At 43.5% G+C, this 25,880-nt stretch carries 30 protein-coding genes; 6 read left to right on the top strand and 24 right to left on the bottom strand.

The annotated features are described in order from the left end of the window. Positions 1-17 precede the first annotated feature (17 nt). From ACFQ2J_RS02475 to ACFQ2J_RS02460, 4 genes are all read right to left on the bottom strand, one after another. The gene (locus ACFQ2J_RS02475; RefSeq protein WP_386056271.1) at positions 18-254 is read right to left on the bottom strand and encodes a YlbE-like family protein; all 237 of its coding nucleotides are present in this window, start codon (positions 252-254) and stop codon (positions 18-20) included. 6 nt (positions 255-260) lie between these two features. Continuing rightward, positions 261-665: a spore coat protein YlbD gene (gene ylbD, locus ACFQ2J_RS02470; protein WP_386056269.1), complete on the bottom strand. Its 405-nt coding sequence runs from the start codon at positions 663-665 to the stop codon at positions 261-263. 98 nt (positions 666-763) lie between these two features. Further along, on the bottom strand, positions 764-1,852 hold the full coding sequence (locus ACFQ2J_RS02465; protein ID WP_386056268.1) for a CAP domain-containing protein: 1,089 nt from the start codon (positions 1,850-1,852) through the stop codon (positions 764-766). A gap of 162 nt (positions 1,853-2,014) precedes the next feature. Further along, complete coding sequence (locus ACFQ2J_RS02460) at positions 2,015-2,443, bottom strand: CBS domain-containing protein (RefSeq protein WP_386056267.1); 429 nt, start codon at positions 2,441-2,443, stop codon at positions 2,015-2,017. Between the two features lie 232 nt (positions 2,444-2,675). On the opposite strand from ACFQ2J_RS02460, the gene ACFQ2J_RS02455 reads away from it, so the two are divergent. Further along, positions 2,676-3,044, top strand: a complete 369-nt coding sequence (locus ACFQ2J_RS02455) for a YugN family protein (RefSeq protein WP_386056265.1) — start codon at positions 2,676-2,678, stop codon at positions 3,042-3,044. 120 nt (positions 3,045-3,164) lie between these two features. Then, a complete protein-coding gene (gene ytvI, locus ACFQ2J_RS02450) occupies positions 3,165-4,223 on the top strand; it encodes a sporulation integral membrane protein YtvI (protein ID WP_386056263.1) in 1,059 nt (352 codons plus the stop codon). 56 nt (positions 4,224-4,279) lie between these two features. On the opposite strand, the gene ACFQ2J_RS02445 is transcribed toward ytvI, so the two are convergent. From ACFQ2J_RS02445 to glsA, 13 genes are all read right to left on the bottom strand, one after another. Further along, positions 4,280-5,470, bottom strand: a complete 1,191-nt coding sequence (locus ACFQ2J_RS02445; protein ID WP_386056262.1) for a GNAT family N-acetyltransferase — start codon at positions 5,468-5,470, stop codon at positions 4,280-4,282. Further along, positions 5,433-5,972 (bottom strand): GNAT family N-acetyltransferase, encoded by a 540-nt coding sequence (locus ACFQ2J_RS02440; RefSeq protein WP_386056260.1) that lies wholly within the window; start codon positions 5,970-5,972, stop codon positions 5,433-5,435. Before ACFQ2J_RS02440 ends, ACFQ2J_RS02445 begins: the two co-directional genes overlap by 38 nt. 109 nt (positions 5,973-6,081) lie before the next feature. Further along, complete coding sequence (locus ACFQ2J_RS02435; protein WP_386056259.1) at positions 6,082-6,546, bottom strand: DUF420 domain-containing protein; 465 nt, start codon at positions 6,544-6,546, stop codon at positions 6,082-6,084. Between the two features lie 146 nt (positions 6,547-6,692). Then, positions 6,693-7,601 carry a cytochrome c oxidase assembly factor CtaG gene (gene ctaG, locus ACFQ2J_RS02430; RefSeq protein WP_386056258.1) on the bottom strand — a complete coding sequence of 303 codons (909 nt, stop codon included), beginning with the start codon at positions 7,599-7,601 and terminating at the stop codon, positions 6,693-6,695. A gap of 154 nt (positions 7,602-7,755) precedes the next feature. Beyond that, on the bottom strand, positions 7,756-8,082 hold the full coding sequence (gene ctaF, locus ACFQ2J_RS02425; protein WP_386056256.1) for a cytochrome c oxidase subunit IVB: 327 nt from the start codon (positions 8,080-8,082) through the stop codon (positions 7,756-7,758). 3 nt (positions 8,083-8,085) lie between these two features. Further along, positions 8,086-8,709: a cytochrome (ubi)quinol oxidase subunit III gene (locus ACFQ2J_RS02420; RefSeq protein ID WP_386056254.1), complete on the bottom strand. Its 624-nt coding sequence runs from the start codon at positions 8,707-8,709 to the stop codon at positions 8,086-8,088. Then, the gene (gene ctaD / locus ACFQ2J_RS02415; RefSeq protein WP_386056252.1) at positions 8,709-10,565 is read right to left on the bottom strand and encodes a cytochrome c oxidase subunit I; all 1,857 of its coding nucleotides are present in this window, start codon (positions 10,563-10,565) and stop codon (positions 8,709-8,711) included. The genes ACFQ2J_RS02420 and ctaD overlap by 1 nt, the downstream gene beginning before the upstream one ends. Positions 10,566-10,615: 50 nt before the next feature. Further along, entirely contained in the window at positions 10,616-11,656 is a 1,041-nt protein-coding gene (gene coxB, locus ACFQ2J_RS02410) for a cytochrome c oxidase subunit II (RefSeq protein WP_386056250.1), read from the bottom strand. 125 nt (positions 11,657-11,781) lie between these two features. Beyond that, the gene (cyoE, locus tag ACFQ2J_RS02405) at positions 11,782-12,714 is read right to left on the bottom strand and encodes a heme o synthase (protein ID WP_386056249.1); all 933 of its coding nucleotides are present in this window, start codon (positions 12,712-12,714) and stop codon (positions 11,782-11,784) included. A 499-nt stretch (positions 12,715-13,213) separates the two neighbouring features. Next, positions 13,214-16,657 (bottom strand): pyruvate carboxylase, encoded by a 3,444-nt coding sequence (gene pyc, locus ACFQ2J_RS02400; protein ID WP_386056247.1) that lies wholly within the window; start codon positions 16,655-16,657, stop codon positions 13,214-13,216. After that, positions 16,645-17,847: a putative lipid II flippase FtsW gene (gene ftsW / locus ACFQ2J_RS02395; protein ID WP_386056246.1), complete on the bottom strand. Its 1,203-nt coding sequence runs from the start codon at positions 17,845-17,847 to the stop codon at positions 16,645-16,647. Before ftsW ends, pyc begins: the two co-directional genes overlap by 13 nt. Before the next feature lie 405 nt (positions 17,848-18,252). Beyond that, a complete protein-coding gene (locus ACFQ2J_RS02390; RefSeq protein WP_386056244.1) occupies positions 18,253-18,534 on the bottom strand; it encodes a YlaN family protein in 282 nt (93 codons plus the stop codon). Positions 18,535-18,615: 81 nt separating this feature from the next. Further along, positions 18,616-19,548, bottom strand: a complete 933-nt coding sequence (gene glsA, locus ACFQ2J_RS02385) for a glutaminase A (RefSeq protein ID WP_386056242.1) — start codon at positions 19,546-19,548, stop codon at positions 18,616-18,618. Between the two features lie 86 nt (positions 19,549-19,634). Here glsA and ACFQ2J_RS02380 point away from each other — a divergent pair, with 86 nt between their 5' ends. Next, entirely contained in the window at positions 19,635-20,129 is a 495-nt protein-coding gene (locus ACFQ2J_RS02380) for a hypothetical protein (RefSeq protein WP_386056240.1), read from the top strand. 56 nt (positions 20,130-20,185) lie between these two features. On the opposite strand, the gene ACFQ2J_RS02375 is transcribed toward ACFQ2J_RS02380, so the two are convergent. Then, complete coding sequence (locus tag ACFQ2J_RS02375) at positions 20,186-21,508, bottom strand: PhoH family protein (RefSeq protein ID WP_386056238.1); 1,323 nt, start codon at positions 21,506-21,508, stop codon at positions 20,186-20,188. A 127-nt stretch (positions 21,509-21,635) separates the two neighbouring features. Between ACFQ2J_RS02375 and ACFQ2J_RS02370 the strand changes: the two genes are divergently transcribed. Further along, positions 21,636-22,235, top strand: coding sequence for a YhcN/YlaJ family sporulation lipoprotein (locus ACFQ2J_RS02370; protein ID WP_386056236.1), 600 nt, complete (start codon positions 21,636-21,638; stop codon positions 22,233-22,235). 141 nt (positions 22,236-22,376) lie between these two features. Here ACFQ2J_RS02370 and ACFQ2J_RS02365 read toward each other — a convergent pair whose 3' ends face one another. Beyond that, positions 22,377-22,667, bottom strand: coding sequence for a hypothetical protein (locus tag ACFQ2J_RS02365; protein ID WP_386056234.1), 291 nt, complete (start codon positions 22,665-22,667; stop codon positions 22,377-22,379). Positions 22,668-22,775: 108 nt separating this feature from the next. Beyond that, positions 22,776-23,234 carry a pyridoxamine 5'-phosphate oxidase family protein gene (locus ACFQ2J_RS02360; protein ID WP_386056232.1) on the bottom strand — a complete coding sequence of 153 codons (459 nt, stop codon included), beginning with the start codon at positions 23,232-23,234 and terminating at the stop codon, positions 22,776-22,778. A 112-nt stretch (positions 23,235-23,346) separates the two neighbouring features. Between ACFQ2J_RS02360 and ACFQ2J_RS02355 the strand changes: the two genes are divergently transcribed. Further along, positions 23,347-23,550: a YlaI family protein gene (locus tag ACFQ2J_RS02355; protein WP_386056231.1), complete on the top strand. Its 204-nt coding sequence runs from the start codon at positions 23,347-23,349 to the stop codon at positions 23,548-23,550. Positions 23,551-23,592: 42 nt separating this feature from the next. Here the strand turns inward: ACFQ2J_RS02355 and ACFQ2J_RS02350 are convergent, their stop codons facing one another. Together ACFQ2J_RS02350 and ACFQ2J_RS02345 are read right to left on the bottom strand one after the other, a co-directional pair. Then, the gene (locus ACFQ2J_RS02350) at positions 23,593-23,874 is read right to left on the bottom strand and encodes a hypothetical protein (RefSeq protein ID WP_386056229.1); all 282 of its coding nucleotides are present in this window, start codon (positions 23,872-23,874) and stop codon (positions 23,593-23,595) included. A gap of 18 nt (positions 23,875-23,892) precedes the next feature. After that, a complete protein-coding gene (locus tag ACFQ2J_RS02345) occupies positions 23,893-24,267 on the bottom strand; it encodes a YlaH-like family protein (RefSeq protein ID WP_386056227.1) in 375 nt (124 codons plus the stop codon). A gap of 151 nt (positions 24,268-24,418) precedes the next feature. On the opposite strand from ACFQ2J_RS02345, the gene ACFQ2J_RS02340 reads away from it, so the two are divergent. Then, positions 24,419-24,583 carry a DUF5325 family protein gene (locus tag ACFQ2J_RS02340; RefSeq protein ID WP_386056225.1) on the top strand — a complete coding sequence of 55 codons (165 nt, stop codon included), beginning with the start codon at positions 24,419-24,421 and terminating at the stop codon, positions 24,581-24,583. Between the two features lie 80 nt (positions 24,584-24,663). On the opposite strand, the gene ACFQ2J_RS02335 is transcribed toward ACFQ2J_RS02340, so the two are convergent. Both ACFQ2J_RS02335 and ACFQ2J_RS02330 read right to left on the bottom strand, forming a co-directional pair. Then, entirely contained in the window at positions 24,664-25,467 is an 804-nt protein-coding gene (locus tag ACFQ2J_RS02335) for an inositol monophosphatase family protein (protein WP_386056223.1), read from the bottom strand. 193 nt (positions 25,468-25,660) lie between these two features. Further along, positions 25,661-25,846, bottom strand: a complete 186-nt coding sequence (locus ACFQ2J_RS02330; RefSeq protein ID WP_386056222.1) for a hypothetical protein — start codon at positions 25,844-25,846, stop codon at positions 25,661-25,663. Positions 25,847-25,880 lie beyond the last annotated feature (34 nt).

Raw genomic sequence — 25,880 nt, 5'->3', positions numbered from 1 at the left:
TGAAAAAAAGAAGGCAATCAGCCTTCCTTCATGATTTTCGCCATCTGGATGAGCATGTTCATCATTTGCAATCTGTTACCGAACTGTTCAATCCGCTGCACCGGCGTCCTTCCAAAAAAGTATTTCATCTCTTTTTCAAATTCTGTAATTTGTTCAGGATCGCGCGTCAGTTTCCGGTACCATTCCGGGTGGAGCCTAATGAATGCCAGTCGTTCTTCGTTTTCAGTCAAATAATGATACGTATTCGGTTGCATGATTGATCAGTCCTTTAAGAATGGAAAGGTATTTTTCGGTCCTGCATTCGATTTTTTCATATCCTGAAATTGCTGGACAAGATTTTGAATATTACCGATGGCGCCATTAAGTTGATGGATATGACCGTTTACCTGGTCCCAATTCACAGTATTGACCATGTGCATGAACTGATTCATCCACTCTTTTTTTGAACCATCGTTACTTTCATCTAGATCTTCTTTCTTATCATCACCGGCATCTTCCCTCTTGTAGTCATCCCAAAACGGATCATCCTCACCAAGTAGTGCCCATTTCTCATACCAATCCTGCAAACTGCCTTTATTTTCACGAAGCGCCTGTTTGAGTTTTGGATGAGAACCTACAAATTGCTGGAACCTTCTCACATCTGGATGTAAACTCTTTTCTTCCATAATAAACACCCCGTATATGTTTCATTGATCCTAAACAATCTTCTTCTGCTATCAGCCTATGCAGGCAGCAGAAAACGGTTCATAGGTGTGTGGGCAATTCATGGCAACGTAAGGAAGTTTTGTGTGTAGTAATCTTTATACACTCCTACTCCTAGATGTGTGTACTGATCGAATAGAAGCGCTTCACGATGCCCTTCACTATTCAGCCAGCCCTCTACTGCAGCCGGCCCATCCGGGTATTGGGCCGCAATATTTTCTCCTGCTCTTACGTAACGGACTTCACCGGTTGCCAAACGCTCCTTCAATCCATCTCCGTTCTGTGAATAGTGGGAGAAATAATTGTTCACATTCATATCCTGGCTGTGATTAAAAGCAACTGAAGCAACGCCCTCATCCCAGACCACCGGAGATTTCCCGAAACGGTGGCGGATAACGTTGGTGATATCAAAAACCTGTTGCTCTCTCCCCTTTTGGACCTCGGTCCATTCTTCCTCCAGAAGCACCGGCTTTTCAGGCAACTCACCACGGTACATCACTTTGTAGGGTTGATGTTTAAGTAGGGTACCGCTGGTCAGTACTCTCACAGATGAAAGTTCTTCAGTGAATGTATCAAAATACAATTGTGCAAACACACTGTCACTCAATTTAATAAGAGGGCGCCGCTTTCGATCCTCTTCCGTTAATTGAAACGTGAATTGTTCGATCCCTTTTTTGTACTTGATTTCTTCATTGAAGGGTTGTATCCCGTTGACTTCATCATATGTCTGACCCAATTGATATGGTGCCATCTGCATGTCTTTTCCAGTAGCAAACCAGGTTACCACTTTACCATCTTCAACACCGAATTGAAGGTATTCAGAGGGGTCCTGGTTATAGATCCACCACGTGTACCCATATGCACTCGCGTCTTTCCGGTTCGGTTCGCCATATTCATCTACCAATGATGCCTCTGATTTTCCGATCCACTGATAAAGACTCCCTTCATAGGAAAGGCTTTCACTCTCTTCGATTGCGGCCTGTGGTTCTTCTTTGTCTATTTCAGCTTCCAGTGTCTCAAAGGTTTCCTCTACTCTGTCTATTGCTTTGTTCGCTTCCTGTTCCAGTGTCTGGTTGAATAAATCCCCTTTTGCCATAGAATATATACTATAAATGATCAGCAGCAGAATCGCTACACGTAACAGTTTCATTCGGCTTCTTCTCCCTCTTCTATAGAGTAAAAGCATTTCGTCCTCTCTACTAATGCTTCTACCATTATAATAATCGGCTCATTAGTTTATGCCTATTTTAGATGTTTGCACCTTCTATGTAAATGAGGAAGCATCGACCTTAAAGGACGATGCTTCAAAAAATCAGTGAACTTCCGGACGCTCTGAAATTTCTTCCAAAGCAGTACCTGCAGCTTGATTGGACATATCTTCGACTGATAAGTCTCCAAGCGAAATGATACCAACCAGCTTTCCCTGTTGAACTACAGGAAGACGTCTGATTTGATGGTCCGCCATCACTTGACTTGCTTCCTGCAGACTTGCATCAGGGGCAACATGGTAGAGCTTATCGCTCATTACCTCTGTAATGGCAGCAGAACCAGGCTTTTTCGCTGCATATCCTCTTATGACAAGGTCACGGTCAGTCACCATCCCGACCAGCTCATTGTTCTCCCGGCATACAGGAATCGCTCCTACATTGCGTTCTTTCATCAATGTTGCTGCATCATAAAGGTGATCATCTTCTTTACAGCAAGATACATCTGACGTCATGATATCATTTACGGATTTCATTGAATATTCCTCCTTATTTGAATGACAATAGGAACATGGATTGTGCCCAATCGATGTTTAGTGTGTCCAAAATGACGAATATTTTGCATGCAGAGTGTGTCAGTTTATTGTATAATGAAGGTGGACAATAATGGAGCAATCTCCTACCGAAGAAAGAATTTGGTAAATTGCAGTAATCCATCATTCATACTATGATGATCTTAGACCTATACAAATTTGCGAGGTGGAAGAAATGAGACTAGAAGGTACAGGAATCGAAGAATTGATTGTTGAACAAAAACCATTGGACCACATCCTGAATAAGAACGGATTCATCCGTGGCGGACAGTGGGATTATGAACGAGTTACATATGATTATAAAATCGGATCCCATGAAAAGAATATTACGTATTATATCCGCATCCAAGGGTTTGTAATTGAAGGGGATGTAGATCGTGGAAATGGTGTATTCCAGCTGATGACACCACTGCTTGGACGCCATTACTACCCTCATGGTGTAGAGTATGGAGAAGAGGAAGGGTTCTCTCCAGATCTGATCAACCGTGCAAAAAGCCTTATCGCTAATGCACAGGAAACCCTTAAGGGCTATCATAAGTCTTAAGACAGGCCATCAAAAAGCCGGACCTCTGCCTAAGAGGCTGCGGCTTTTTTTATACATCCAATGAGTGCCACATAACGTATCCGAAGACCGTCTTTTTACGAAAGGAGCTACATAAATAAATTGTTCAAATACATGACGAAACGACAATGGATTCTCATTATTGTATCAATCCTGTTACTGATTGCGGCTTACTATTTACTACCGGTTTCTGTACCGCTGATCGTAGCACTCGTAACCTCCTTCTTTTTGAATCCAGCGGTCCGCTGGATGCAGTATCGTTTCCGTATGAAGCGGAAAATGTCAGTGACGATCGTCTTTCTGTTATTTCTGCTATTGATAGGTATTATCGGCAGCTTTACTGTTACGAAAATCGTGACTCAAGTTGTGCAATTCACAGAAAACAGCCCGACGTATGTCAAACAGCTTAACCAAACTCTTATAGGGTGGGAAGCGGATATTGATCGTTACACCGAAGACCTGCCTGATGAATTCGTTTCAGAAGTAACGACAAGTATCCAAAATAATGTAAAAGGCTTTTCCAATTCCATCCTTGATAACTTGAAGCTTGATAAAATTGCGCTAGCAGTAGCGAAGGTTCCGGAATACCTCGTAAGCTTCCTTGTTTACCTTATTGCATTATTTTTATTCATGCTGGAGATGCCACGTCTGAAAGAACGCGCATACGCACATATGACGAAGGAAACAGCCGAAAAAGTAAAATTCATGAATACCCGCTTATCCTATGTCGTATTCGGCTTCCTTAAAGCACAGTTCCTTGTCAGTATCATCATCTTCATCGTCAGTCTTGTGGGGCTGTTTTTCATTGCTCCAGAAGTAGCAATCATCATGTCGCTGATCATTTGGGCAATCGACTTCATTCCAATCATCGGATCAATCATCATCCTTGGGCCATGGTCGTTATACATGTACTTGACGGGAGATGCGGTGACGGGGACGAAATTGGCTGTTTTGGCTATCCTGCTGCTTGCAATCAGAAGAACTGTCGAACCTAAAGTGATGGGGCGCCATATCGGATTATCCCCTCTTGCAACGTTGATTGCGATGTATCTTGGATTAAAGCTGATTGGGATCATGGGATTCATCCTGGGACCATTGGTCATCATCGCTTTCAATTCGGCAAAAGAGGCAGGAATCATCCAATGGAATTTTAAAATTTAGAAATTAAAAAAGCCAGTACACATCGGTATCGAAGTGTACTGGCTTTTACTTTAAAATCAGAAAAAGTCCAGAAATGCTGGGGGTTTAGGCTGAATTAATGCTCCCAAACGTGATAGTTGCGCCTCGTCACCATTGAGGGAATGCATAAAAACAGCTTTTTCAATTGTTAAAGCTCCAGTGAGAATGGCTGTCAGTGTATTGATTGTACAGCTAATGGACGGAACCTCTGCTTCAGTTGCCACTCGCTCAAAGTTCACCGTATTTCCTTCCTTTACTTCCCACTTCCACGTTCCTTCATTCCAGTGTGCATGGTCATCCGTCACATTCAAATAGAATGTTGCATCCATTCCTTCATTAATAAAAGGATATTCACTGATAAATGAAGCTACATCCACAATCCTGCTCATAAAGTAGGCATGGCTTGATTCCTTACCACGGGGATCTGCAAAATAATAAGCATCGAGATCATCCGGAAGCATCATCAGTTTGACTTGACCCGTCATCGAATCATGCTGGGAAACCCACTGCAAAAGTTTATGGAACGCATCAGAACTAAAATAGATGAACTCTTCGATATTCAGAAGTTCTTTTTCCATTTCAGCGATCATGTATCCTTGTGCGATTCCTTGATCATCAAAATAAAGCACCATTTGAGAAGATGGAGAGAGTACCCGCTTTTCCCACCACCAGTCCTCTCGTTCCAACAGCAATGTATAATGCTCTGCTTTCCTACTGTATAAGCGTTGTAATTCAGATTTACAAGACTCAAAATGCTCAGCTTTGAATCGCTTCACCTTACCCGGAATATGCTTTCCTTGCATGGTAAGCTTCGTTATATCGTATTCATATGTATGCTGGTAATTGGTCAATTCATAGCCGTATTTCCGGTAAAATGGAATGGAAAAAGGATGCAGCATCGAAAAATTCATGCCGCATTCCTTCATTGTCTGTAAACTATGCTTCATCATTTCCCCAACATGACCCAATCGCCTGTACTCGGGCCATGTAGCAACACCGGCTATACCACCCATCTTGATCTTCTTCTCACCAAAAAAGACCTCAAGCGGAAGGAGATGCAGTTTGGAAGCGATCGTTTTGTCATCCTTGATAATAAAGACCTTTTGCTGGTCCATCTGCCAATGACGATCGCTTTTCTGCTCGTCCGTCAACTTGTAATTGAAGGCATACTCGCCAAGTTCCAATATAGCATCATAATCCTCTTTTACTGCGCTCTTTATAATGGTCATGGACTTTCTTCTCCCTTTTGAATAACAGAATCTTATCTTGCTTGTCTGTATTGACGAAACGGTTGTTGATCAAAACTTTCTGTGAAGGAATGTTTTCCCGATCACATTGAGCCTGCACACTTTTCGCACCATTTTGGAATGCCCATTGGACAATGTATTCGACCGCTTCTGATGCATAACCTGCACCTCGTTCTTCAGGGACAATACAATATCCGATTTCAACTGCACCCTCTTGATCAGGTCTCCCTTTGAAGCCGATATCTCCGATGATACGCTGATGGTGCTTATCTATGATGAACCAAGGACCGAAGCCTACAGATGTTTCATCAGCTTCCACCTGCTCTGCATATAATGGTAACAGCGCCCTTAATCCATCATGTGGCCAATCTTCACTCCAGGGCAGCTGATACTTATAATAAAAAGCTAACGCGTTTTTCATCAAAACTTGTGCAGTTTCCAAATCAATCGCTTTTATTTGTAAACGTGGTGTTTCTAAATCCATGGGTCGTTCTCCTCTCGGTAATAGGTGATCTACACATCTATCTATATACCTGTTATCGCTTTCAACTAAACAATTTATCCCATGAACCTACAAACTTTTCATAACAACGTCAATACCCGAGAATTGCACGCAGCATACTGGTCGTTTCTCCACCTTTATAAATGACATAAAGCAGTAGATACACAGCAACACCCGTAATCGCTGTAAAGAACCAAATGATGCTTGTTACAGGACCGATTTTCCTATGTTTGGCGATCTTCCTTTTGAATGCCAATGTTAGTGTCACTAAGCCGAACACTGCACCTACTGTAGCAAGTATGATATGGAACACAAGGAATACCGTGTAGAATACTTTGATGGAATCAGGACCACCAAAGCTCGTATTCCCTACAAAAATAGTTCGGGATAAGTATATGATAAAAAACAGTAAAGCACTGATAGCCGCTGCAATCATAACTTTTTTATGAGCAGTCCGCTTCTGATTTACGATCAGTCCCCATCCGATTGCCACCAGAATCGCGCTTAAAGCAATGAAAAATGTACTGATGGTCGGTAGTAGTGGTAACGTAGCCATTTCTTTCATCCTTTCCTTCAACATCCTTCCTTATCGTATAAGAAAACATTCATAGAGACAAGATGATTCACTTAAAATTCATAAAATCAACAAAAAAAAGCTTTCCTGCAGACCTCCCTGCAGAAAAGCTTTCTTACTATACCTGGTTAATGTGACTCGTGCAGTGCATCCGCCGGTAAAGGATCGATTACATTTCTTTCTTTATTGAACCATCCGAAGAAAATGTAAGCGATGACCGAAGCGAAAATGATTTCCTGTGTGATTTTCATAATGATGCCGCCAAGCTGCTGATCCTCGATCAGTGGAATTGGGGTGAAAAACTCAGGGCCTGAGAGTGTAGAGCTCAAACCACTTAAAACATCCCCTGGGACACAAAGGCTCAACGCCTGGATCCAGGCTCCCGCTTCCGAATAAGTCGCATATAACGGTGAACCGGCAAAAATGATCAAACCACAGGCAGGTGTAATCAATACACCGTTGGCAAAAATAAACCCGATTTTCACTAGTGGACTCAGTCGATCGTATTCTTTTATCGGTGTGAAAATCGACCACCACATACAGAACGCAAGGAATAAGATGACTGTTGTAATGATCGTGTGTGCCATCTCACTCGACTTTGCATAATCAAATATAGTCGGGATATGGTATAACGAAAAAAGGCCATTGAACAGAACCAGTGAAATCAAAGGACGGGTCAATAACTTAACGATCGGCCGCAGCACTGGTGCTACAACCACTTTCTTCCATACCCAAACCGGAATACCACGGATGATGAGGATCGGGAATAGTAAGTAATACAGTGCCATCTGCGTCATATGTGCCGTAAACATGATATGCGCTAAAAGATCCACTGGCGATCCCTTAATGATGTAGAGAAGGACCATTCCCAAATAGAACATGAGTTGCTGGGCTGCAGACGGTCTTGCTGCATCTGTAAAACGGTGTCGCCCTGGTCCAGTAATATAAAAATAAAGAGCAGACAATAATAATACAAATATGAAGAAGTACGGACTCCATAAAGCACGGAAGCCGAACAGTTCGAGTTCTAACCACATAGATGCTTCACTCCAATATGTTTGCTATCTATTATTTTAACCAATAACAGCTGAAAAGACGACCTTTTTCACAAAAAAGACATAATCTGGTGATGATGGCAAAGAAAATTAGCATAGAAAAAGACCGGAACAAGTCTGTTCCGGTCTTTTTGAATTACCACCAGATAATTGTAGTGAATGTAATGATCGTCAAAACAGCGACGCCTACACCGCCGTACAGCATCAATGCTGGCATATTATGTCCTCTATTCTTCATATGCATGAAGTAATAAAGTTGGAATATGACCTGTACTACTGCAAGCAGGAGTATAGTAGGTATAACGAAATAACGATCGATTGCATCGGTAACCACTACCGCGAAGGCAGCAATTGTAAAGGCGATCATCATGGCAAAACTGATGACCTGTTGCTTCATCTCTTCTTTGTGCGCACTCTTCTCAAAATCCATCGAACCTTTTGTGGAATTAGTGTGATCTGCCATCGATTAACCCACCTTTCCCATCAAGTAAACTACTGTGAAGATGAACACCCATACAACGTCGATGAAGTGCCAGTAAAGGCTTGCGATGTAAAACTTCGGCGCATTGTAGAGGTTCAGTCCACGCTTAGCATTCCTTATCATCAACGCAAGTATCCAGAATAAACCGAATGTTACGTGTCCACCGTGGAAGCCGACTAATGTATAGAAGGCTGATCCAAGGGCAGACGAACGGAATGTGAACTCATAATGATGGATGTAGTGATAGAACTCATACAGCTCGCAGCCTAAGAAAGCGAAACCAAGGAGTACCGTTACACCAAGCCACACTTGCATTTTCTTAAAGTCATTGTTTTTCATGTGGTACATTGCGTACACACTTGTCAATGAACTGGTCAAAAGCAGCATCGTCATGATGAAGACAAGTTCTAGACCGAACAACTCTTCCGTTCCGGGACCTCCTGCTGTCGAATCTTTCAATGCAAGGTAGGTACCGAATAGACTTGCGAATAATACGGTTTCTCCTCCAAGAAAGAACCAGAAACCGAGAAATTTATTTCTACCTTCGAGGGTGGCTCTTTCAGGATCATGCGGCATTTTTTTCGGATTCAGTACATCTTCATGACTCATTATTCGCCATCCCCCTTCTCAAGATCTTCTTTATGGATATGGTACCCAAGGTCATCTTTAACCGAACGGAGCAGCATGCTGCCAAGAGTAATACCCATACCGATGAATACAAGCCATAGATAGGAAAGGTTATCCACTTGATAGATGAAACCGAATCCGGCTATGAACAAACCAAGAGACATCATGAATGGAATGAACGAAGCATTCGGCATATGGATATCTCCTAAAGGTTCTGCTGGAGTCATGCCTTTCTTACCTTCGGATTTTTCGATGAACAATGCATCCAATCCACGTACTAAAGGTGTTTGCTTAAAGTTATAGAACGGTGGTGGTGATGGAATCGCCCACTCAAGTGTACGGCCATCCCAAGGGTCTCCCCCGACACGTTCGTTTTTAATCGATGTTACAACAATGTTGTAAAGGAACACAATCGTACCGGCTGCCATTAGGAAGGCACCAATCGAACTGATCATGTTTCCTGTTTCAAGCTCCTGACCTTCAAGGAATACCCAGTAACGACGAGGCATACCCATCAGTCCAAGGAAATGCTGGATGAAGAATGTAAGGTGGAAGCCGATGAAGAACAACCAGAATGTTACTTTTCCTAGCGTTTCATTCAGCATAGTACCGAACATCTTCGGCCACCAGTAATGCAATGCTGCAAAGATACCGAACACAACACCACCGACGATTACGTAGTGGAAGTGTGCAACAACGAAATAAGTATCATGATACTGATAGTCAGCTGCAGCAGCTGCCAGCATGACACCAGTCATACCACCGAGTGTGAATGTAGGGATGAATGAGATCGACCAAAGCATAGCGGCCGTCATTCGGATAGAACCGCCCCACATCGTGAATAACCAGTTGAAAATTTTGATACCTGTAGGAACTGCAATCGCCATTGTCGCTACAGCGAAGATGGAGTTTGCAATCGGGCCCATACCTGTAGTGAACATGTGGTGTGCCCATACCATGAATCCTAAGAAACCGATCAGTACGGTTGCGAATACCATCGCAGAGTAACCGAATAGGCGCTTCTTAGAGAATGTAGAAAATACTTCACTGAATACACCGAATACCGGCAGAATAAGAATGTATACTTCCGGGTGTCCGAAAATCCAGAATAAATGCTCCCAAATGATAACGTTACCACCAGCAGCGACATCAAAGAAATTCGCTCCGAACATGCGGTCGAACATCATTAGGAACAAACCGACAGTCAATGCCGGGAATGCAAACAGGATCAGTGTGCTAGTTACGAAAATCGTCCACGTGAATAGCGGCATACGCATGTATGTCATACCAGGTGCACGCATCGTAACGATTGTTACAAGGAAGTTGATACCACCTATCAGTGTACCAGCCCCTGATATCTGCAATCCCATGACATAGAAATCTACGCCATGTCCCGGTGATGTAGTGGAAAGTGGCGCATATGCAGTCCACCCTGCGTCAGGTGCTCCACCAAGGAACCAACTGCAGTTAAGCATGATTCCTCCGAAAAGGAACAACCAGAAACCTAAAGAATTCAAGAATGGGAATGCAACGTCCCGTGCACCAATCTGCAAAGGAACTACGGCATTCATCAAAGCGAATAATAACGGCATGGCAGCCAGGAAAATCATTGTCGTACCATGCATTGTCAGCATTTCATTATAAAGTCCAGCACTGATGAAATCATTATCAGGTTTCATCAGCTGAATACGTATGATCATGGCTTCCAAGCCACCAAGTAGGAAGAACAGACCGCCTGAGACCAAGTAAAGATGAGCAATCTTCTTATGGTCGACAGTCGTAAGATAGTCCCACACGGCATACATGAAGCCACGCTTTTGTGCTACAGCAGTACTCACGCTTGTAAACCTCCCTTTAAACTTCTTACATCTCTAATACTAAGCTGGAATCACTTCGCGGATTCCGGAGTGATTTCAGATGGCTGCAATTGCATCAAGTAATCAGCAATCTTATCAGCCTCTTTTTCATTTACCAGATTCGACGGCATTTGGTTACCTGGCTTGATATCTTCAGGATTGACAATCCAATCGACTAGGTTTTCTTTGGAAGGATCCAAAATACCTGCAATCTTCGTACGATCACCAAAGTTGGTCAAGTTCGGACCTACACCTTTAGGTGCTGCACCGATTGCATGACAGCTCAGACAGTTGTTATTGAAAAGCTCCTGCCCTTCTTGAGCTGTATCTGTTTCAGCAGGTGCTTCAGGGTCTACCCCTTGCATGTCTGCAACCCACTGGTCATATTCTTCAGGGCTTACTGCGATGACACGGAAATCCATCAACGAGTGCGATGGACCACACAGCTCTGCACAGTGTCCCCAGTAAACGCCTTCTTCATTGGCTTCTAAGTACATCGTGTTTTCATTATCACCAGGGTTGGTATCCATTTTCCCTGCGATTGACGGCACCCAGAATGAATGGATGACATCACTTGATTTCATGTTTAAGTATACTCGGGTATCTGTAGGTATATAGAGATCCTGACTAGTAGAAATCTCTTCGTTCGAATAATCGAACTGCCACCAATACTGATTACCTGTAACCTCAACCACCATATCAGCTTCTTTTGGCTTTTCTGCCAATTCGAATGTTGCCTGAACAGTAGGAACAGCAAGCACTAACAATAGGATGATCGGAATGACCGTCCATAGTATTTCAAGAGCTTTATTCCCTTCAGTCTGTTTTGGAATGATGTCCTCTTGACCCTTCTTTTGACGATAGCGAATCAAGACAAAAGTATAAATGGCCATTACGATAATGAATACAAAAATCATTATCACGATACTGATGATCATAAGATCGAATAATAAATCCGCCCCTTGCCCTTTAGGCTTCAATGCAGATAAATTCTCCACACCACAACCTGACAAGATAAGGGAAAGTGCACCAAATAGGAACAGAGTGCGGAATTTTCCCATCCATCCTTTCATGCGTGATACCTCTCTTTCTCTTTTTATCTTTATTTTTAAAGAAGATGTACCGACAGGTGAAGGCAGATAAACCGGCCCATTCAAAAGGAACCGGTCACCTTTCACCTTACGGTACAGCCTCTTCCTTAATAAGGTAATGTGACGACTACCATCATAGGAAATAGGATAGTCAAAAACAATAGTGAGTAAACGAACATCCATGTCGCCCATTTCATATCATCTTTCATGGCGAAACCAGCCAAGCCGATGATGAGCCAACCGAATGTCAGCAAACTGCTTATGATCAGGAATGCCGTACCAAGAGAAGCAAGGTAAATCGGCAATGGAAGCAGACATGCGACATAGACGACGATTTGACGCTTCGTCATTTTGAATCCATGCACTACAGGTAGCATCGGAATGCCAGCAGCAGCATACTCTTTCTTTTTCTTCATGGCAAGAGCCAGGAAATGTGGTGGTTGCCATATGAACATGATCAAGAAGAGGATCAATGCTTCTAATTGTAAATTCGGATCCACTGCTGCCCAGCCGATCAAAGGCGGTACAGCTCCGGAAAAGCTTCCGATAACAGTATTGATCGTATATCTTCGCTTAGACCACATCGTATATAGAACTACATATACAAACCACCCGAACGCGCCAAACAATGCAGCTTCAAGTGTTGTAAATAATAACAGAATGAATCCCAGAATGGATACGACGATTCCCATCACCTTAATGTGGGAAAGTGCAATCGTTCCAGTAACCGTCGGTCGTGTCTTCGTACGGGACATGATGACATCGATGTCCCTGTCATACCAGTTATTGATGATACACCCGCCTGCAATGATGAATGCAGTTCCGACCATTGTCATCAAGAAAGTTTGCCAATGATCGAAGAAGGACGTCCCGGTAAAGTACACCGCCAGCCAGAAGCCTGCAAAAGTTGTAATCAGGTTGGAATTGATGATTCCGACTTTGATGAGGCTTTTGATATCGGCCAATAGCGACGACTCGCCGACAGCCGAACGATTCATAACTTGTGTAGAAGCGGATTCGACTGTTCTTGGATTGTTCATCGTATTAATTCCTCCTTCTACCTCCCTCACAAAACGTTCGCAATGTGACAAACTTTTTATGAAACCTGCGTTTTCAGGGGGTATATAAAAATCTACATATGATGCTAACGATACAACCCGAATCGAGCATCAAAGCTATTGTATCATGGAATTTCATTTCTATCTATTTAATCTCCCCAATTTAAGATGTGACAAAATTGTGAAATTGTAGACAAAAATAAAAGAAAAGGCTTGATAGCCTTTATGTATATATAAGGTATTCATTTAACAAGTCTACCCTAATCTTCACGAATTATATTACCCGGAACCGGTAATTCCCCCTATCTATTTCTAGCAAACAAATGGGGACAATGCAAGGTTTTTTTGATTCGCATATTGAAAATGGAGGATATCGATTCTGCTGTATGACGATAGGAGAATATATCCTGGAATGGACTATGACCATTTTTTTAAGAAAATGAAAGAGAATGCCCCTCTCTCAGGAGGCATTCTCTTTTGTTCATTCAAACTCGATCAATAGATCACCGACATGAATCGCTTCATTATTTTTCATATAAACATCTTTGATGACACCATCGAAAGGAGCTTGGACCGTCGTTTCCATCTTCATCGCTTCCGTGATCATCAGATGGTCACCCTTACTGACCTTTTCTCCTTTTTCCACAAGCACTTTGATAACTGTGCCTGGCATGGTTGCACCGATGTGTTTTTCATTCGTCTTATCTGCTTTCGGCCGCTCTTCTACAGCTGATTTGATGCTTTCGTCTTTCACAACGACTTCCCGAGGCTGTCCGTTCAGTTCAAAGTAGACGGTCCTCGTTGCATCTATTTGGGCTTCACCGACTGAGACGAGCTTGACGATAAGCGTCTTACCTTGCTCGATCTCAATTTCGATTTCTTCACCCAATCGCATTCCGTAGAAGAATGTCAAGGTATCAAGCACGGATAGATCACCATACTGCTCATAGAATTTGTGATAATCCATGAACACTTTCGGATATAGTGCGTATGCGATCATATCAAAGCTCGTCACTTGACGATCAAGGGAATGGAATAATGTATCCCTTAACTCCTTGAAGTCAACCGGTTCAAGCAGTTCACCAGGTCTTACCGTGATTGGCTCCCTTCCTTTCAGGATGATGCGCTGAAGTTCCTGTGGAAAGCCTTGATAAGGCTGTCCTAAATATCCTTGGAAGAACTCGATGACGGAATCAGGGAAATCGATTGATTCTCCACGTTCGTAGACATCATCTTCTGTCAGGTTGTTCTGAACCATGTACAGCGCCATATCTCCGACAACTTTGGATGAAGGAGTAACCTTCACGATGTCACCGAACATGTCGTTCACCCTGCGGTACATCGTCTTTACCTCATCCCAGCGTTCACCAAGTCCTACCGCTTTCGCCTGCTGCTGCAGGTTACTGTATTGTCCGCCAGGCATCTCGTGTTCATAAACCTCCGAATGCGGTGACATCATGCCACTCTCAAAGTCGAAATAATACTTACGTACATCTTCCCAGTAGTGTCCTAATTCCTCATAGGAGCGGATATTGACATCAGGTTTTCGCTCATTACCTTCCAGCGCGTAATAAAGGCTGTTTGCGCTTGGCTGGGAAGTAAGGCCAGCCATCGTCCCAGTCGATACATCGACAACATCCACGCCAGCTTCAACTGCCCTTGCGTAAGTGAAGATTCCGTTGCCGCTGGTGTCGTGCGTATGGAGGTGAATCGGAATATCGATGGACTCTTTCAAAGTGGAAATCAGCTGATAAGCTGCTTCCGGCTTCATGAGACCTGCCATGTCCTTGATGCCAAGCATATGTGCACCTGCTGCCTCCAACTCTTTTGCGAGGTTTTTGTAATAGTTCAAGTCGTATTTTGGTCTTGAAGGATCCAAAATATCCCCGGTATAACACATAGCCGCTTCTGCAACTTTATCATTTTCCCTAACCGATTCGATGGCAAGCTTCATTCCATCCACCCAGTTGAGGCTATCGAATATACGGAATACATCTATACCAGCATTGGAGCTTTTTTCAACGAATTCTTTGATCAGATTATCCGGATAGTTCTTGTAGCCCACTGCATTACTCGCTCGAAGCAACATCTGGAATAGAACATTCGGCATCTTCTCGCGTAGTTTCAACAGGCGCTCCCAAGGATCTTCCTTAAGGAAACGATAGGACACATCGAATGTCGCTCCTCCCCACATTTCAACAGAAAACAATTCAGGCAATAGGCGGGAAGTAGGTTCAGCGATATTGATCAGGTCCTTCGAACGTAACCTGGTTGCAAGCAATGACTGATGTGCATCACGGAAAGTGGTATCGGTAAGTAATACTTCATTTTGCGCCTTCACCCACTCCATCAGCTTCTCAGGACCATCTTTATCAAGAATCTGCTTTGTACCTTCAGGAATCGGTTCTGAGTATTTCACTTTAGGCATTCTCGGACGATTCACTACCGGCTTCTTCTTTTTATCGAGACCTTCAAACCCATTGATCGAGGTCTGGGCGATATAACTGAGCATCTTCGTACCACGGTCTTTGCGTTTCGGGAACACAAACAGTTCCGGTGAGCGGTCGATAAATGTGGTGTCATACTCCCCCGATAGGAATTGACTATGCTGGATGACATTCTCAAGGAATGGAATATTCGTTTTGATTCCACGGATTCGGAACTCTCTAAGGTTACGTACCATTTTATTGGCAGCTTGATCAAAAGTAAGCGCCCAAGTGGATACTTTTACAAGTAAGGAATCGTAGTAAGGAGAAATGACAGCTCCCTGGAATCCGTTACCGGCATCGAGCCTTACTCCGAACCCACCACCTGAACGGTATGCCATGATTTTACCTGTATCCGGCATGAAATTATTCAATGGATCTTCAGTGGTTACACGTGACTGTATAGCATAACCATTCGTTCTGATATTTTCTTGTTGCGGAATACCGATTTTCTTTTCGTGAAGGTTATATCCTTCTGCAATCATGATTTGGGACTGGACGATATCGACGCCTGTAATCAGCTCTGTAATCGTATGCTCCACTTGCACTCGCGGATTGACTTCAATGAAGAAGAATTCTTCGTTCGTAACAAGGAACTCGACAGTTCCAGCATTGACATAGTCGACATTCTTCATCAGTTTGACAGCCGCATCACAAATCTCTTCCCTTAATGAATCCGTTAAAGAAACACTAGGAGCTACTTCCACTACCTTTTGATGGCGGCGCTGAACAGAGCAATCCCGTTCATACAAATGGACGATATTCTTGTCAAAGTCTCCGAGAATCTGGACTTCGATATGTTTTGGTTCTTCAATCAATTTTTCTACGTACACTTCGTCGTTACCGAATGCGGCTTTGGCTTCAGATTTTGCACGGTCATAAGCGTCTGCTACATTGCTTGCCTTACGGACGATCCGCATTCCACGACCGCCTCCACCGAGAGAGGCTTTGATGATAATCGGGTAGCCGTGTTTCTCACCGAAGTCTTCCACTTCTGAAAGGCTGGTGACAGGGCCATCAGTTCCAGGTATTACCGGAATTCCGGCATCAATCGCCTGCTCACGTGCTTTTACTTTATCTCCGAACATATCCAGGTGCTCACTAGTTGGACCGATGAAGATGATCCCTTCCTCCTCACACCTGCGTGCAAAATGGATGTTTTCTGATAAAAATCCGTACCCAGGGTGGATGGCATCCACTCCAACACTTTTAGCGATCTCAATGATTCCTTCAATATCCAAATAGGCATCGATCGGCTTTTTACCTTCGCCTACGAGATATGCCTCATCTGCTTTATATCTGTGGAAGGACCCTGTGTCCTCCTTTGAATATACTGCGACAGTACGAATGTTCAATTCCGTACATGCGCGGAAGACACGAATCGCAATTTCTCCTCGGTTTGCAACTAATACTTTATTGATTTTCTTCAATTCTGCCATGATTTCACTCCTTGTCGTAGTCGCTCCACTTTATTTTCCTGTGGATGGTTCGATATCGGCTGGTTCGTTGCAGATCGATTTTCACTTTTCGCTTTTACATTTCTGGCAATATTGTTCAAAATCCCCATGGATCCAAGCATGATGATCAGTGAGGACCCCCCATAGCTGACAAACGGAAGCGGTACACCAGTAATAGGCAGGAGACCACTCATCGCCCCGAGATTGATGAAGGACTGGACTCCAATCATCGCAGATATTCCAAGGGCCAGTAATGCGCCGAATGTATCTTTACAACGTCTGGAGATGAATAAGCCTCTCAGTACGATTGTCGCTAACAGGCCAATTACAATCAGTACGCCAGTAAGACCTAATTCTTCAGCGATGACAGCCATTATAAAATCAGTATGTGGTTCTGGCAAGTATCCAAGCTTCTGTACCCCCTGCCCTAATCCTTCACCTAGAATACCGCCTGTCCCAATCGCAACGTAAGACTGGATCAGATGGTACCCATCTCCTTCAGGGGTATTGAACGGCTGATAGGCCCCAGTGAACCTGGAAAGCCGTTCATCCGTGACCATCTGCGGGGCAATCAGCAGGACAAATGCAAGTGTTACAGATATCAAGAAGGCGATATGCCTGCCTTTGATTCCTGAACTTGCAATGACAAAACTGGCGATGAAGCCGATGACAGCTGCAGAACCGATATCCGGCTGCAGTACAATCAGCGCCAGGATGAAACTGGTCAGTACCAGCGGAGGAATGACCGCCTTTCCGAACTTGTCAATGTAGCTTTGTTTCTTTGCGTAGACAGATGCAAGATAAATGATCAGGCCGATTTTCACCATCTCCGCCGGCTGGAAGCTCATTACTTTCAGGTCATACCAGGATACAGCGTTGTTCCTTTCTTCACCAAATACGAAGAGCCCCAGTAAGAGACCGATCATGAGGAATACGATGACCTTCGTCAACCGTTGAAGGTGTCTGTAGGAAAAAAACGTAAAAAACAACATGACCATCAGACCTACCGACGCCCACATCACCTGCCTGATGAAGAAGTGATTGCTGGGAAGGTCGTATTTGACAGGCCCGAGGACCATGCTGGCACTATAGATCATGATCGAACCGAATATGACCAATGCAATCGGGGTGAACATCAAGGTGAAGTCAAAACTCTTAAATGCTTTTTTCATATTGTTCCATCCTTCTATGTAATTTTACTGATTGATAGGTGCCAATTCCTGCAAATAGGACACGCTATAGATTCTTGTCCTTATCATACCTTTTCGATTCCCACCCGGATCTTTATGACGCTTAACGGTTCAACTATGTACATGCTGGTCCATGATCGATCAATAAAAGAGGGCAAATCTGACGGTGACTCCCCTCAGCCATTAGTCAATTATTCCGTAAACATGTGCAGATTCCCTCTTTTTTTCATAAAATTTAAGGATGATGATAGTAAAAAAACTGCTTTAGCGCCATTAGGCGGTGGTGGAAATCATTCTATTTTCACATGCTTTGTTAAAGTTAAACGTTCTCAAAGTAATAAAAAAACTCAAATCACAACAGGTGCTGTCGTAATTTGAGTTTGTATGTCAGGATCTCTGTGCCGCTTCATGCAAAACATTCAGTTGTTTTTCAAGGTTATCCAGCAATGCTTTGCCTTCTTCCTCGCTGATCAATTCCAAACGCACCGCAAAATCGATTTCGCGGGACAGGCCGAACATTTGTGTATCCAGCACCTCTTCGTATAGAGGACACTGAGGCATTGTCAAATTATCCATCTGTACTTTGATCAACTTCAGAATTTTATCTGCATCAGCCTTTAGAAGGGCATAGGCTTTCTCCCGATGATCCACAGCCAAATCCGGTAACATCTAAATCCCCTCCATAAACGGACTTCTCCTTATAATATTATCGTCTGTCTCTTAAAATTGCAACAAAAGAGCCGATATATTCTAAAAAATGGAGAGGTCATACCGATTGGAAAGAAGTTCAAGCAGCTTCAGCCCTACAACACTGTTTCCCCGATCATCAAGTGCAGGTCCATATACAGCGATTCCTCCATATCCGTTCACCGATCCGACGACCGCACCCGACACCCCGCTTTTCGCAGGTATGCCAACTCTGATTGCAAATGACCCTGATGCATCGTACATTCCACACGTAACCATGAAGGTCTTGCAAATACGCGCCAGATGTCGCGGCAGAATCTGCCTGCCTGAGTTCAAGTCCTTCCCTTCATTTGCAAATATCGCACCGATCCTTGCCAGGTGATGGATGTTCACTTCAATTGCACATTGCTTCGTGTAGGCATCCAGGTTTTCTTCTACACTGCCAGAGATGACCCCGTGCTGCTTCATGTAATAGCATAATGAACGATTCAAATAAGCGGTTCCGAATTCGGAAGAGGAAACCTCCTCATTGTAGCGGATGGACTGATCATCTGTAAGATCATGAATGAAGCTCAGCAACCGCCCTACTTTTTCATCCGGGGTGACGCCGTGGATCATATTCGTAACCGCAAGTGCTCCAGCGTTGATCATCGGATTCAATGGCTTGGAGGGGTTCAGCTGTTCCAGTTTATAGATGGAATGGAACGGATCCCCTGAAGGCTCCATCCCAACCCGTTCAAATACATAATCCTCCCCATTATCCAGGAGCGCCTGCGCAAGAGACAACACCTTGGAAATACTCTGAAGTGTGAACTGACTCTCCAGTGCACCGGCACTTACACATTCGTCTTCCAGGTCTACGACAGCTACAGCAAGATCTTCAGGATTGCTCCTTGCAAGTGCTGGTATATAGTCAGCGACCTTACCATCTTTTGCGTATGGGCGTACATTATCCAACCACGCTTCCAGGATATCTTTGGTTATTATTTTTTTCATCTATCCTACCCCCTGTGAGTGCATTCATAGCTTTTTTCTGCTATTCTGAATGTTGGTGAGATTACTAAAAGAAAGGTGGCTTCATTATGATCGTTCAAATTACAGGTAACGTAAATTATCCGATTACGCTCGATCCTACTGTATGGATCTTCGATGATCGTAAATTGCCATATGAAAAACTGTTCAGTAATGAAAATGAAAGCCCTTCCGAAGAAGAGGCGGATGATCTGCAAAAGGCGTCCATGAGATGGGACCGGGAAATCTATCAGCAAAGCATCAACCCACCCGTCAATAAGAGTATTTCCCGTTTTGAGAAGGAAAAAATCCTAAAAGGAACTTTTTTCATGCCATTGAAGCCATTCATCGCTACTAGTGAACCCGCTTCGGATATAAAGAGCGTCACCATCCAGACGGAAAACGGCGACCACGAATTATCGATTGAACAAATGCAGCAGGCAATGTTTCTGTTCGCTAAAGAGGGAAAACCCCTTAAAGAAAATGGTCCTGTACATTTATACTTTGAAGATGGGTCGAATAAAGATGAACCTATCACTGGTGTAAAGAGAATCATTTTCAATTAACTCAAAAAGACCCGATCAATAGTTGATCGGGTCTTTTTTAAGTTCTTTCTGCGAAATCATAAATAGTCTGCTGCCAATTGGGCGAGAGAAGAACGTTCCCCTTTGATGAGTTTGATATGACCACTCAGTGGGTGGCCTTTGAACTTCTCTACTACATGCATCAGCCCATTGTTGTACTCATCGAGATACGGGTGGTCAATCTGTTCTGTATCCCCTAGCAGAATGATTTTACTTCCCTCCCCGATCCTCGTAAGAATCGTCTTTACTTCATGCCTTGTCAGGTTTTGGGCCTCATCGATCAATATCAGCTGATCTGGAATGCTTCTGCCTCTGATATAGGTGAGCGCTTCTACTTGAATAGAGCCGAGGCCAGACAAGATCGCATCGAGTTCTCCCGGCTTCTTCACATTAAACAGGTGCTCAAGGTTGTCGTAAATCGGCTGGACCCACGGTCGCAGCTTTTCCTCTTTTTCACCTGGTAAATACCCGATATCCTTCCCAACCGGAACAATCGGTCGTGCCACAAGCATTTTTTTATAAAGACCGAAATCTTCAATCTGCATCAGTCCGGCAGCGAGTGCCAGAAGCGTCTTACCTGTACCTGCTTTCCCAACCATTGTTACTAGAGGAATATCCTTCCTCAGCAAAAGCTCCATCGCCATCGTTTGCTGCGCATTGCGCGGTTTGATTCCCCACACATGCTCCCCCATCATATGACACTTTTTAAGTTTACCTTTATGGTTGATCATACCGATAGCAGACTGCGATGGGTTGCCTTTACTTTTCAGGATTAGAAATTCATTGACATTATGATAGGTAGTGATTGAAGTGACATCCAATTCTCCCTGCGCATAGAACGCATCCAGCAGTTCAGGTGAAACAGCCATTTCCCTGAAACCCGTGTACACCTCGTCCTTTTCCACCGCCCGTTCATTCAGGAAATCCTCTGCAGGGATCCCCATCGCATCCGCCTTGACTCTCATCAGCATATCCTTCGATACGAGGATGACCTGTTTTCCATTCTCTTTGAGCATTTCTTCTTCATGCAAGTTATATGTCACTGCCAAAATACGATTATCATTCGTCATTTCAATGAAAATTTCTTCCATTTTCCGATAAGAACGATGATTCAGTTCGATTTTCAACTTTCCCCCGCTCGGTAACTCGACACCGTGGTGCAATTCACCCTGTTCCCTCAGTTTATCGATGATTCTGGATACTTGTCGCGCATTACGTCCGATTTCCTCCATGTTCCGCTTCTTGGCATCGACCTCTTCCAATACGACAGCAGGTATGATGATGTCATTGTCTTCGAATGTATAAATGGAATGTGGTTCCTGTAAAAGGACATTGGTATCCAAGACATATATTTTTTTCAAAAAGGACGCCTCCTATAAGGTTGAAATGCCTTATCCAGTTCCAAAGACATCTTCTTACTCCATTTATATGTGAGAATGAATAAGGATAGACGATTGAGAAACGCTAGTATTAAAAAGAAGGTGATGGATGATGATTAAATACATTGCAATGATAGGCTTGGCGCTTACACTTGTCGCATGTCAGAATGATGAACCCGAGTCCCTGCAGAATGATCGTGAAGGTACAGGCGCCATTCAGGTGAAGGATTCTGATCCCGTACAAAGAAAGGATCTCAATAATCAGCAAATTGCTCGCCACCTTGCCAAATTGGCTTTAGAAGTTCCTAACGTAAAAGATGCTACAGCTGTAGTAGCAGGTCCTTATGCTGTTGTTGGGATCGATGTCGATAAGGACTTGGACCGATCCCGAGTTGGAACCATCAAATTTTCAGTTGCAGAAGCCCTGAAACATGACCCATACGGGAAAGAGGCAATCGTAATGGCTGATGCTGATGGAATGGAGCGATTACGTCAATTAAGTAATAAAATGGGACAAGGTCACCCGATTCAAGCCATCTCAGATGAATTAAGCGCGATTATAGGAAGATACATGCCTGAAGTTCCTATCCGGGAAGACCAGCCAGTAGAACCTGATCAGAATAAGGAAACCATTCCTAAGGAAGACCAGAAGGAACTGGAAGACATCGAGAATGATCAGTCCTACAATGAAAAAGAGAAAAAAGATTAACTATAATTTACTTGATATTAGAAAAACTCGGCTTGTCGCCCAGTACTTATGGCGAAAGCCTTGGTATTTTCTTATACTTTATTCCTTTAATAAAGTTAAACTTTCTTGAAGTGCAAAAAAAGCAGCAGCAGACCTTAATGGTCAGCTGCTGCTTTTTTCTAATATTTCTCGTTCTTTTTCAGTCAGTTCGTTGTAATAGTTCACTCCGAATTGAGAACCTTCTGATACCATTTTGGAATTCTCCAGGTTATCCAGTTCCGGCTCACCTGCTTTATCTACAGGCATATCCTCCGGTGTGCCACCTCTCCATTTGTCAGTAAGAGAGCGAGCTTTATCTTTCATCTGTTCCCTTTTAGTCTCATCACGCAATAAGTACGCTAGCGCACCAGCACCAACCGCACCAATGGATGAGAAGATCCATCTTTTCTTCATGGAATCATCCTTTCTAGAACTTCTGTAATACGATTCCCAAATGAAAAGGGAATCAAACTATTATTTCCATACAAATTACAGAAATTCCTTCCACATATTCCACGCTTTTCACTCGTGCGATTTCAAATGTTCCATCACTTGAAGGTCGAGTCTGGCTGCCGCTTTAGGATCATAGGTCTTGTCGTAGTCCGGCCCTTTCGATATCTTAGCGCCGTAGAACATGACGTCCCTTACTTCGGTGATTTCCACTTGCACTTTCGCAAGCTTCAATGGCAGTCCAGTCATCTCCTTGGTCAGGACAGATGCATGACCTTTGATCGAATAGGTAGATTCATCATCAATCAACGTCAACACTACCGAAGGAGATTGGAGGATGTTTTCAACGATGACGGAACGATGATGGACCGCGAAAACCAATGTTGAATCATCGACCGCATACACCCAGCTGATCGCATTTACCATTGGTGAGGCTTGCTCATGACTATACGTAGAAAGTAAAAGAAATGTCTCGTTCTGCAACAAATCGAATTGAGATGGACGTAGCTTCTTCTCCACTTGATTCGCCATCCGGACCCCTCCTTATCAATGTATCATCACTATAGCAGATATACCTTAATGCTTCCATGTGTGTTGTATGATATACTAATAAGAAACAGAGTGGATTAAATGAGGTGAAAGGATGCGCGTCAAATGTGTACTTTGCGATACGATTGAATCAATCGATAGTCATTGTTTAGAAGCGAAACGTTTAAGAAACCGCCGACTCCACACATATATGTGTAGTCCATGTCATCAGCGAATCAAAGAAAAAACAACGAAACGAGTAAAAACCGGGAATTTCCGTATCTACCGGGAACAGAAGAAAGAACAACACTTATCATGAAGACCATACAAAGAGGCTGCCGTTTTCGGCAGCCTCTTTTTGCTATCGGTAATTTTTGAATTTTGCAGGTTCGTCTTTCATCTGATTGACCATCAATTCAATCAGTTCAGTTGGAAATCTGAACGTACGATTTCCCTCTTTCATCGAACAGGTGACTTCATATCGATCCTCATCCTTTTTGATGGCGACATCCGTCACATCATGGTCGCGGAGCATACCATGAAACATTCGTTCCGTATCTCTTGCTGATGTGTCATCAGGTCTGTGGTCTGCCACAACTTTTATCGTAAGCCAATTATAGACTACATCCTGTAAGGACTGCATTCGTTAATCCTCTCCTTATCAGCCTGTTTCCTTCCGGCTTTTCCTTTCGTTGTGCAAGCGGAACCGGTAGATTCCGAGCACAATTGATGCTGCAAGCAGGCTTTCCGCAATCGGTAAATTCAATCCAAGGAATAGCGTAAGAATGAACGAACCTATAATCAATACGGCATAAACGACAACTGCCTGCAATAAAGGCAACTTCCTTGCAAAGCCGAGCTTAAAGGTAATGACCGAAAGGATGACGATTGTAAGATATAGTAAAAAGAAGCCACGGATAAGTAAAGCGACTTCGTCTTCATTATTCAGATTGATCTCACTCCCGATCCCCCCGAAAAACAGGTCGGCAATCGGCCACATATCACTTGGTACACTTAATATACTGTTATCTCCCATGATGTTCCCCCTCTATGTAACACAACATCCAATACTCCTCTATCATACTAAAAGTAAGGAAGGGATGCTAGACTTTCATCGCATTCCCCCTTTGTAAATGTCGAAATATCAGCTATACTGAAAGTTGGATATTTAGTGAGGTGACATGATTATGAACATAAAAATGGCTGCATTGGCTTTCCTCGTGATTCTTTGTTTCATCGCTCTTGGATTTGCCATAGGTATTCGCAGTGTATGGCTTGGAATTTTATTTACATTATTAGGATTCGGTTTGATGGGATATGGCATCAGCTTGAAAAAGAGACAGCAATCTTAAGAAAACGTGGTTGACCACTACCTATAATCATTCCTGAAAAACAAGAAAGGGTTCCTTGAGTAAAAGGAACCCTTTCTTGTTTATTTTAATGATACATACTCGTTTATGATTTCTTCATGAATGGAAGGGTGGCACGTCAAAATCGAATTTTTCTTCAGCATATCTACTGGTTCTCCGTCAGCCTTCGTAGTGATTCCGCCAACTTCGTTTACAATGACGATTCCCGCGGCGACATCCCAAGGCATCAGACTCATCGTAAGGTAGCCATCAAGAATACCTTCGGCTACGAATGCGAATTCCAATGCAGCAGAACCAAATGAACGCGTCCCCCTGACTTTTTGTACAAGACGATGGATCCCTTCCTCTGAGACACGCTTATTTTTCAAAGCCCAGAATGTATTTACCGCCAGAATGGAGGTAGCCAAATCTTTCGAAGGCTGCAAGTCTGGCAGCCTTCGGTCATTTTTAAAAGCCCCTTCCCCTCTTTTCGCTGTATAAAGCACATCCGCCATGACATCGTAGATGAGTCCGATTTCACCGACGCCGTCATGATAGATTCCTACAGAAATGGCAAAGTTCCGTTTTTGATGAACAAAATTCATCGTTCCGTCAATCGGGTCTACAATCCATATCGTTCCGTCGAGAGCTGTCACTTCATCACCGAAACCTTCTTCCCCTAGTAACTGATGAGATGGATAGTGTTCATTGATCCGTTCGGCAAAGTACTGTTCCGTCTGTTCATCCATTTCGGTTACGAGATCATTGGCATCGGATTTAGTGTCGATTTTCAACGGTTGATCGATATGTTTCCTTATATGATCCCCTGCTTCCAGGACCCATTCTTTTGCCTGGGTGTATAGTTGGTCTTTCAATTGTTTATTCATCGTTCGTTGACTCCTCCGATACAAGTTGTTCCTTCCATCCTATCAGAACCTAAGGTCATGTGCACCTGTTCAGCACCGTCATGATAATAGATGATTAAGTCCTAAAGGAGTGGTCCATTATCTAAAATTCCCCCATCCATATGTTCTTATCATTTCCAGGAAAAAAAAGAGCAACTTTATTAGTTGCTCTACCTTAGGACCATTGCAGCAATTCAGCTCTGAGTTCATTCAACCGTTCCTTACTGGCTTTCATCTGGGCCTTGTCCCCCGCTTGCATTGCATCATGCAAGGTGAGTAGTTCATAATCGATTTCCATTCGGATGACTGGAAGCTTTTCTTCAGCCTCCCTGCGCTTTAACGCTTCCATGACACGCTTCATGGTTTTCCCTCCCTCAAGTTCTTTGTTATCTTAT

The organism is Thalassobacillus hwangdonensis, from assembly GCF_042675915.1.
GTDB classification, from domain to species: Bacteria; Bacillota; Bacilli; order Bacillales; family Halobacillaceae; genus Thalassobacillus_A; species Thalassobacillus_A hwangdonensis.
The sequence above is the reverse complement of the archived record's forward strand: the minus strand, read 5'-3'. Positions and strand labels throughout refer to the sequence as shown.

Coding starts and splice junctions, on each gene's coding strand:
- ACFQ2J_RS02475 (WP_386056271.1), bottom strand. CDS start 254: ATGCAACCGAATACGTATCATTATTTGACTGAAAACGAAGAACGACTG.
- ylbD (WP_386056269.1), bottom strand. CDS start 665: ATGGAAGAAAAGAGTTTACATCCAGATGTGAGAAGGTTCCAGCAATTT.
- ACFQ2J_RS02465 (WP_386056268.1), bottom strand. CDS start 1,852: ATGAAACTGTTACGTGTAGCGATTCTGCTGCTGATCATTTATAGTATA.
- ACFQ2J_RS02460 (WP_386056267.1), bottom strand. CDS start 2,443: ATGAAATCCGTAAATGATATCATGACGTCAGATGTATCTTGCTGTAAA.
- ACFQ2J_RS02455 (WP_386056265.1), top strand. CDS start 2,676: ATGAGACTAGAAGGTACAGGAATCGAAGAATTGATTGTTGAACAAAAA.
- ACFQ2J_RS02445 (WP_386056262.1), bottom strand. CDS start 5,470: ATGACCATTATAAAGAGCGCAGTAAAAGAGGATTATGATGCTATATTG.
- ACFQ2J_RS02440 (WP_386056260.1), bottom strand. CDS start 5,972: ATGGATTTAGAAACACCACGTTTACAAATAAAAGCGATTGATTTGGAA.
- ACFQ2J_RS02435 (WP_386056259.1), bottom strand. CDS start 6,546: ATGGCTACGTTACCACTACTACCGACCATCAGTACATTTTTCATTGCT.
- ctaG (WP_386056258.1), bottom strand. CDS start 7,601: ATGTGGTTAGAACTCGAACTGTTCGGCTTCCGTGCTTTATGGAGTCCG.
- ctaF (WP_386056256.1), bottom strand. CDS start 8,082: ATGGCAGATCACACTAATTCCACAAAAGGTTCGATGGATTTTGAGAAG.
- ACFQ2J_RS02420 (WP_386056254.1), bottom strand. CDS start 8,709: ATGAGTCATGAAGATGTACTGAATCCGAAAAAAATGCCGCATGATCCT.
- coxB (WP_386056250.1), bottom strand. CDS start 11,656: ATGAAAGGATGGATGGGAAAATTCCGCACTCTGTTCCTATTTGGTGCA.
- cyoE (WP_386056249.1), bottom strand. CDS start 12,714: ATGAACAATCCAAGAACAGTCGAATCCGCTTCTACACAAGTTATGAAT.
- pyc (WP_386056247.1), bottom strand. CDS start 16,657: ATGGCAGAATTGAAGAAAATCAATAAAGTATTAGTTGCAAACCGAGGA.
- ftsW (WP_386056246.1), bottom strand. CDS start 17,847: ATGAAAAAAGCATTTAAGAGTTTTGACTTCACCTTGATGTTCACCCCG.
- ACFQ2J_RS02390 (WP_386056244.1), bottom strand. CDS start 18,534: ATGTTACCGGATTTGGCTGTGGATCATCGGGAGAAAGCCTATGCCCTT.
- glsA (WP_386056242.1), bottom strand. CDS start 19,548: ATGAAAAAAATAATAACCAAAGATATCCTGGAAGCGTGGTTGGATAAT.
- ACFQ2J_RS02380 (WP_386056240.1), top strand. CDS start 19,635: ATGATCGTTCAAATTACAGGTAACGTAAATTATCCGATTACGCTCGAT.
- ACFQ2J_RS02370 (WP_386056236.1), top strand. CDS start 21,636: ATGATGATTAAATACATTGCAATGATAGGCTTGGCGCTTACACTTGTC.
- ACFQ2J_RS02365 (WP_386056234.1), bottom strand. CDS start 22,667: ATGAAGAAAAGATGGATCTTCTCATCCATTGGTGCGGTTGGTGCTGGT.
- ACFQ2J_RS02360 (WP_386056232.1), bottom strand. CDS start 23,234: ATGGCGAATCAAGTGGAGAAGAAGCTACGTCCATCTCAATTCGATTTG.
- ACFQ2J_RS02355 (WP_386056231.1), top strand. CDS start 23,347: ATGCGCGTCAAATGTGTACTTTGCGATACGATTGAATCAATCGATAGT.
- ACFQ2J_RS02350 (WP_386056229.1), bottom strand. CDS start 23,874: ATGCAGTCCTTACAGGATGTAGTCTATAATTGGCTTACGATAAAAGTT.
- ACFQ2J_RS02345 (WP_386056227.1), bottom strand. CDS start 24,267: ATGGGAGATAACAGTATATTAAGTGTACCAAGTGATATGTGGCCGATT.
- ACFQ2J_RS02340 (WP_386056225.1), top strand. CDS start 24,419: ATGAACATAAAAATGGCTGCATTGGCTTTCCTCGTGATTCTTTGTTTC.
- ACFQ2J_RS02335 (WP_386056223.1), bottom strand. CDS start 25,467: ATGAATAAACAATTGAAAGACCAACTATACACCCAGGCAAAAGAATGG.
- ACFQ2J_RS02330 (WP_386056222.1), bottom strand. CDS start 25,846: ATGAAGCGTGTCATGGAAGCGTTAAAGCGCAGGGAGGCTGAAGAAAAG.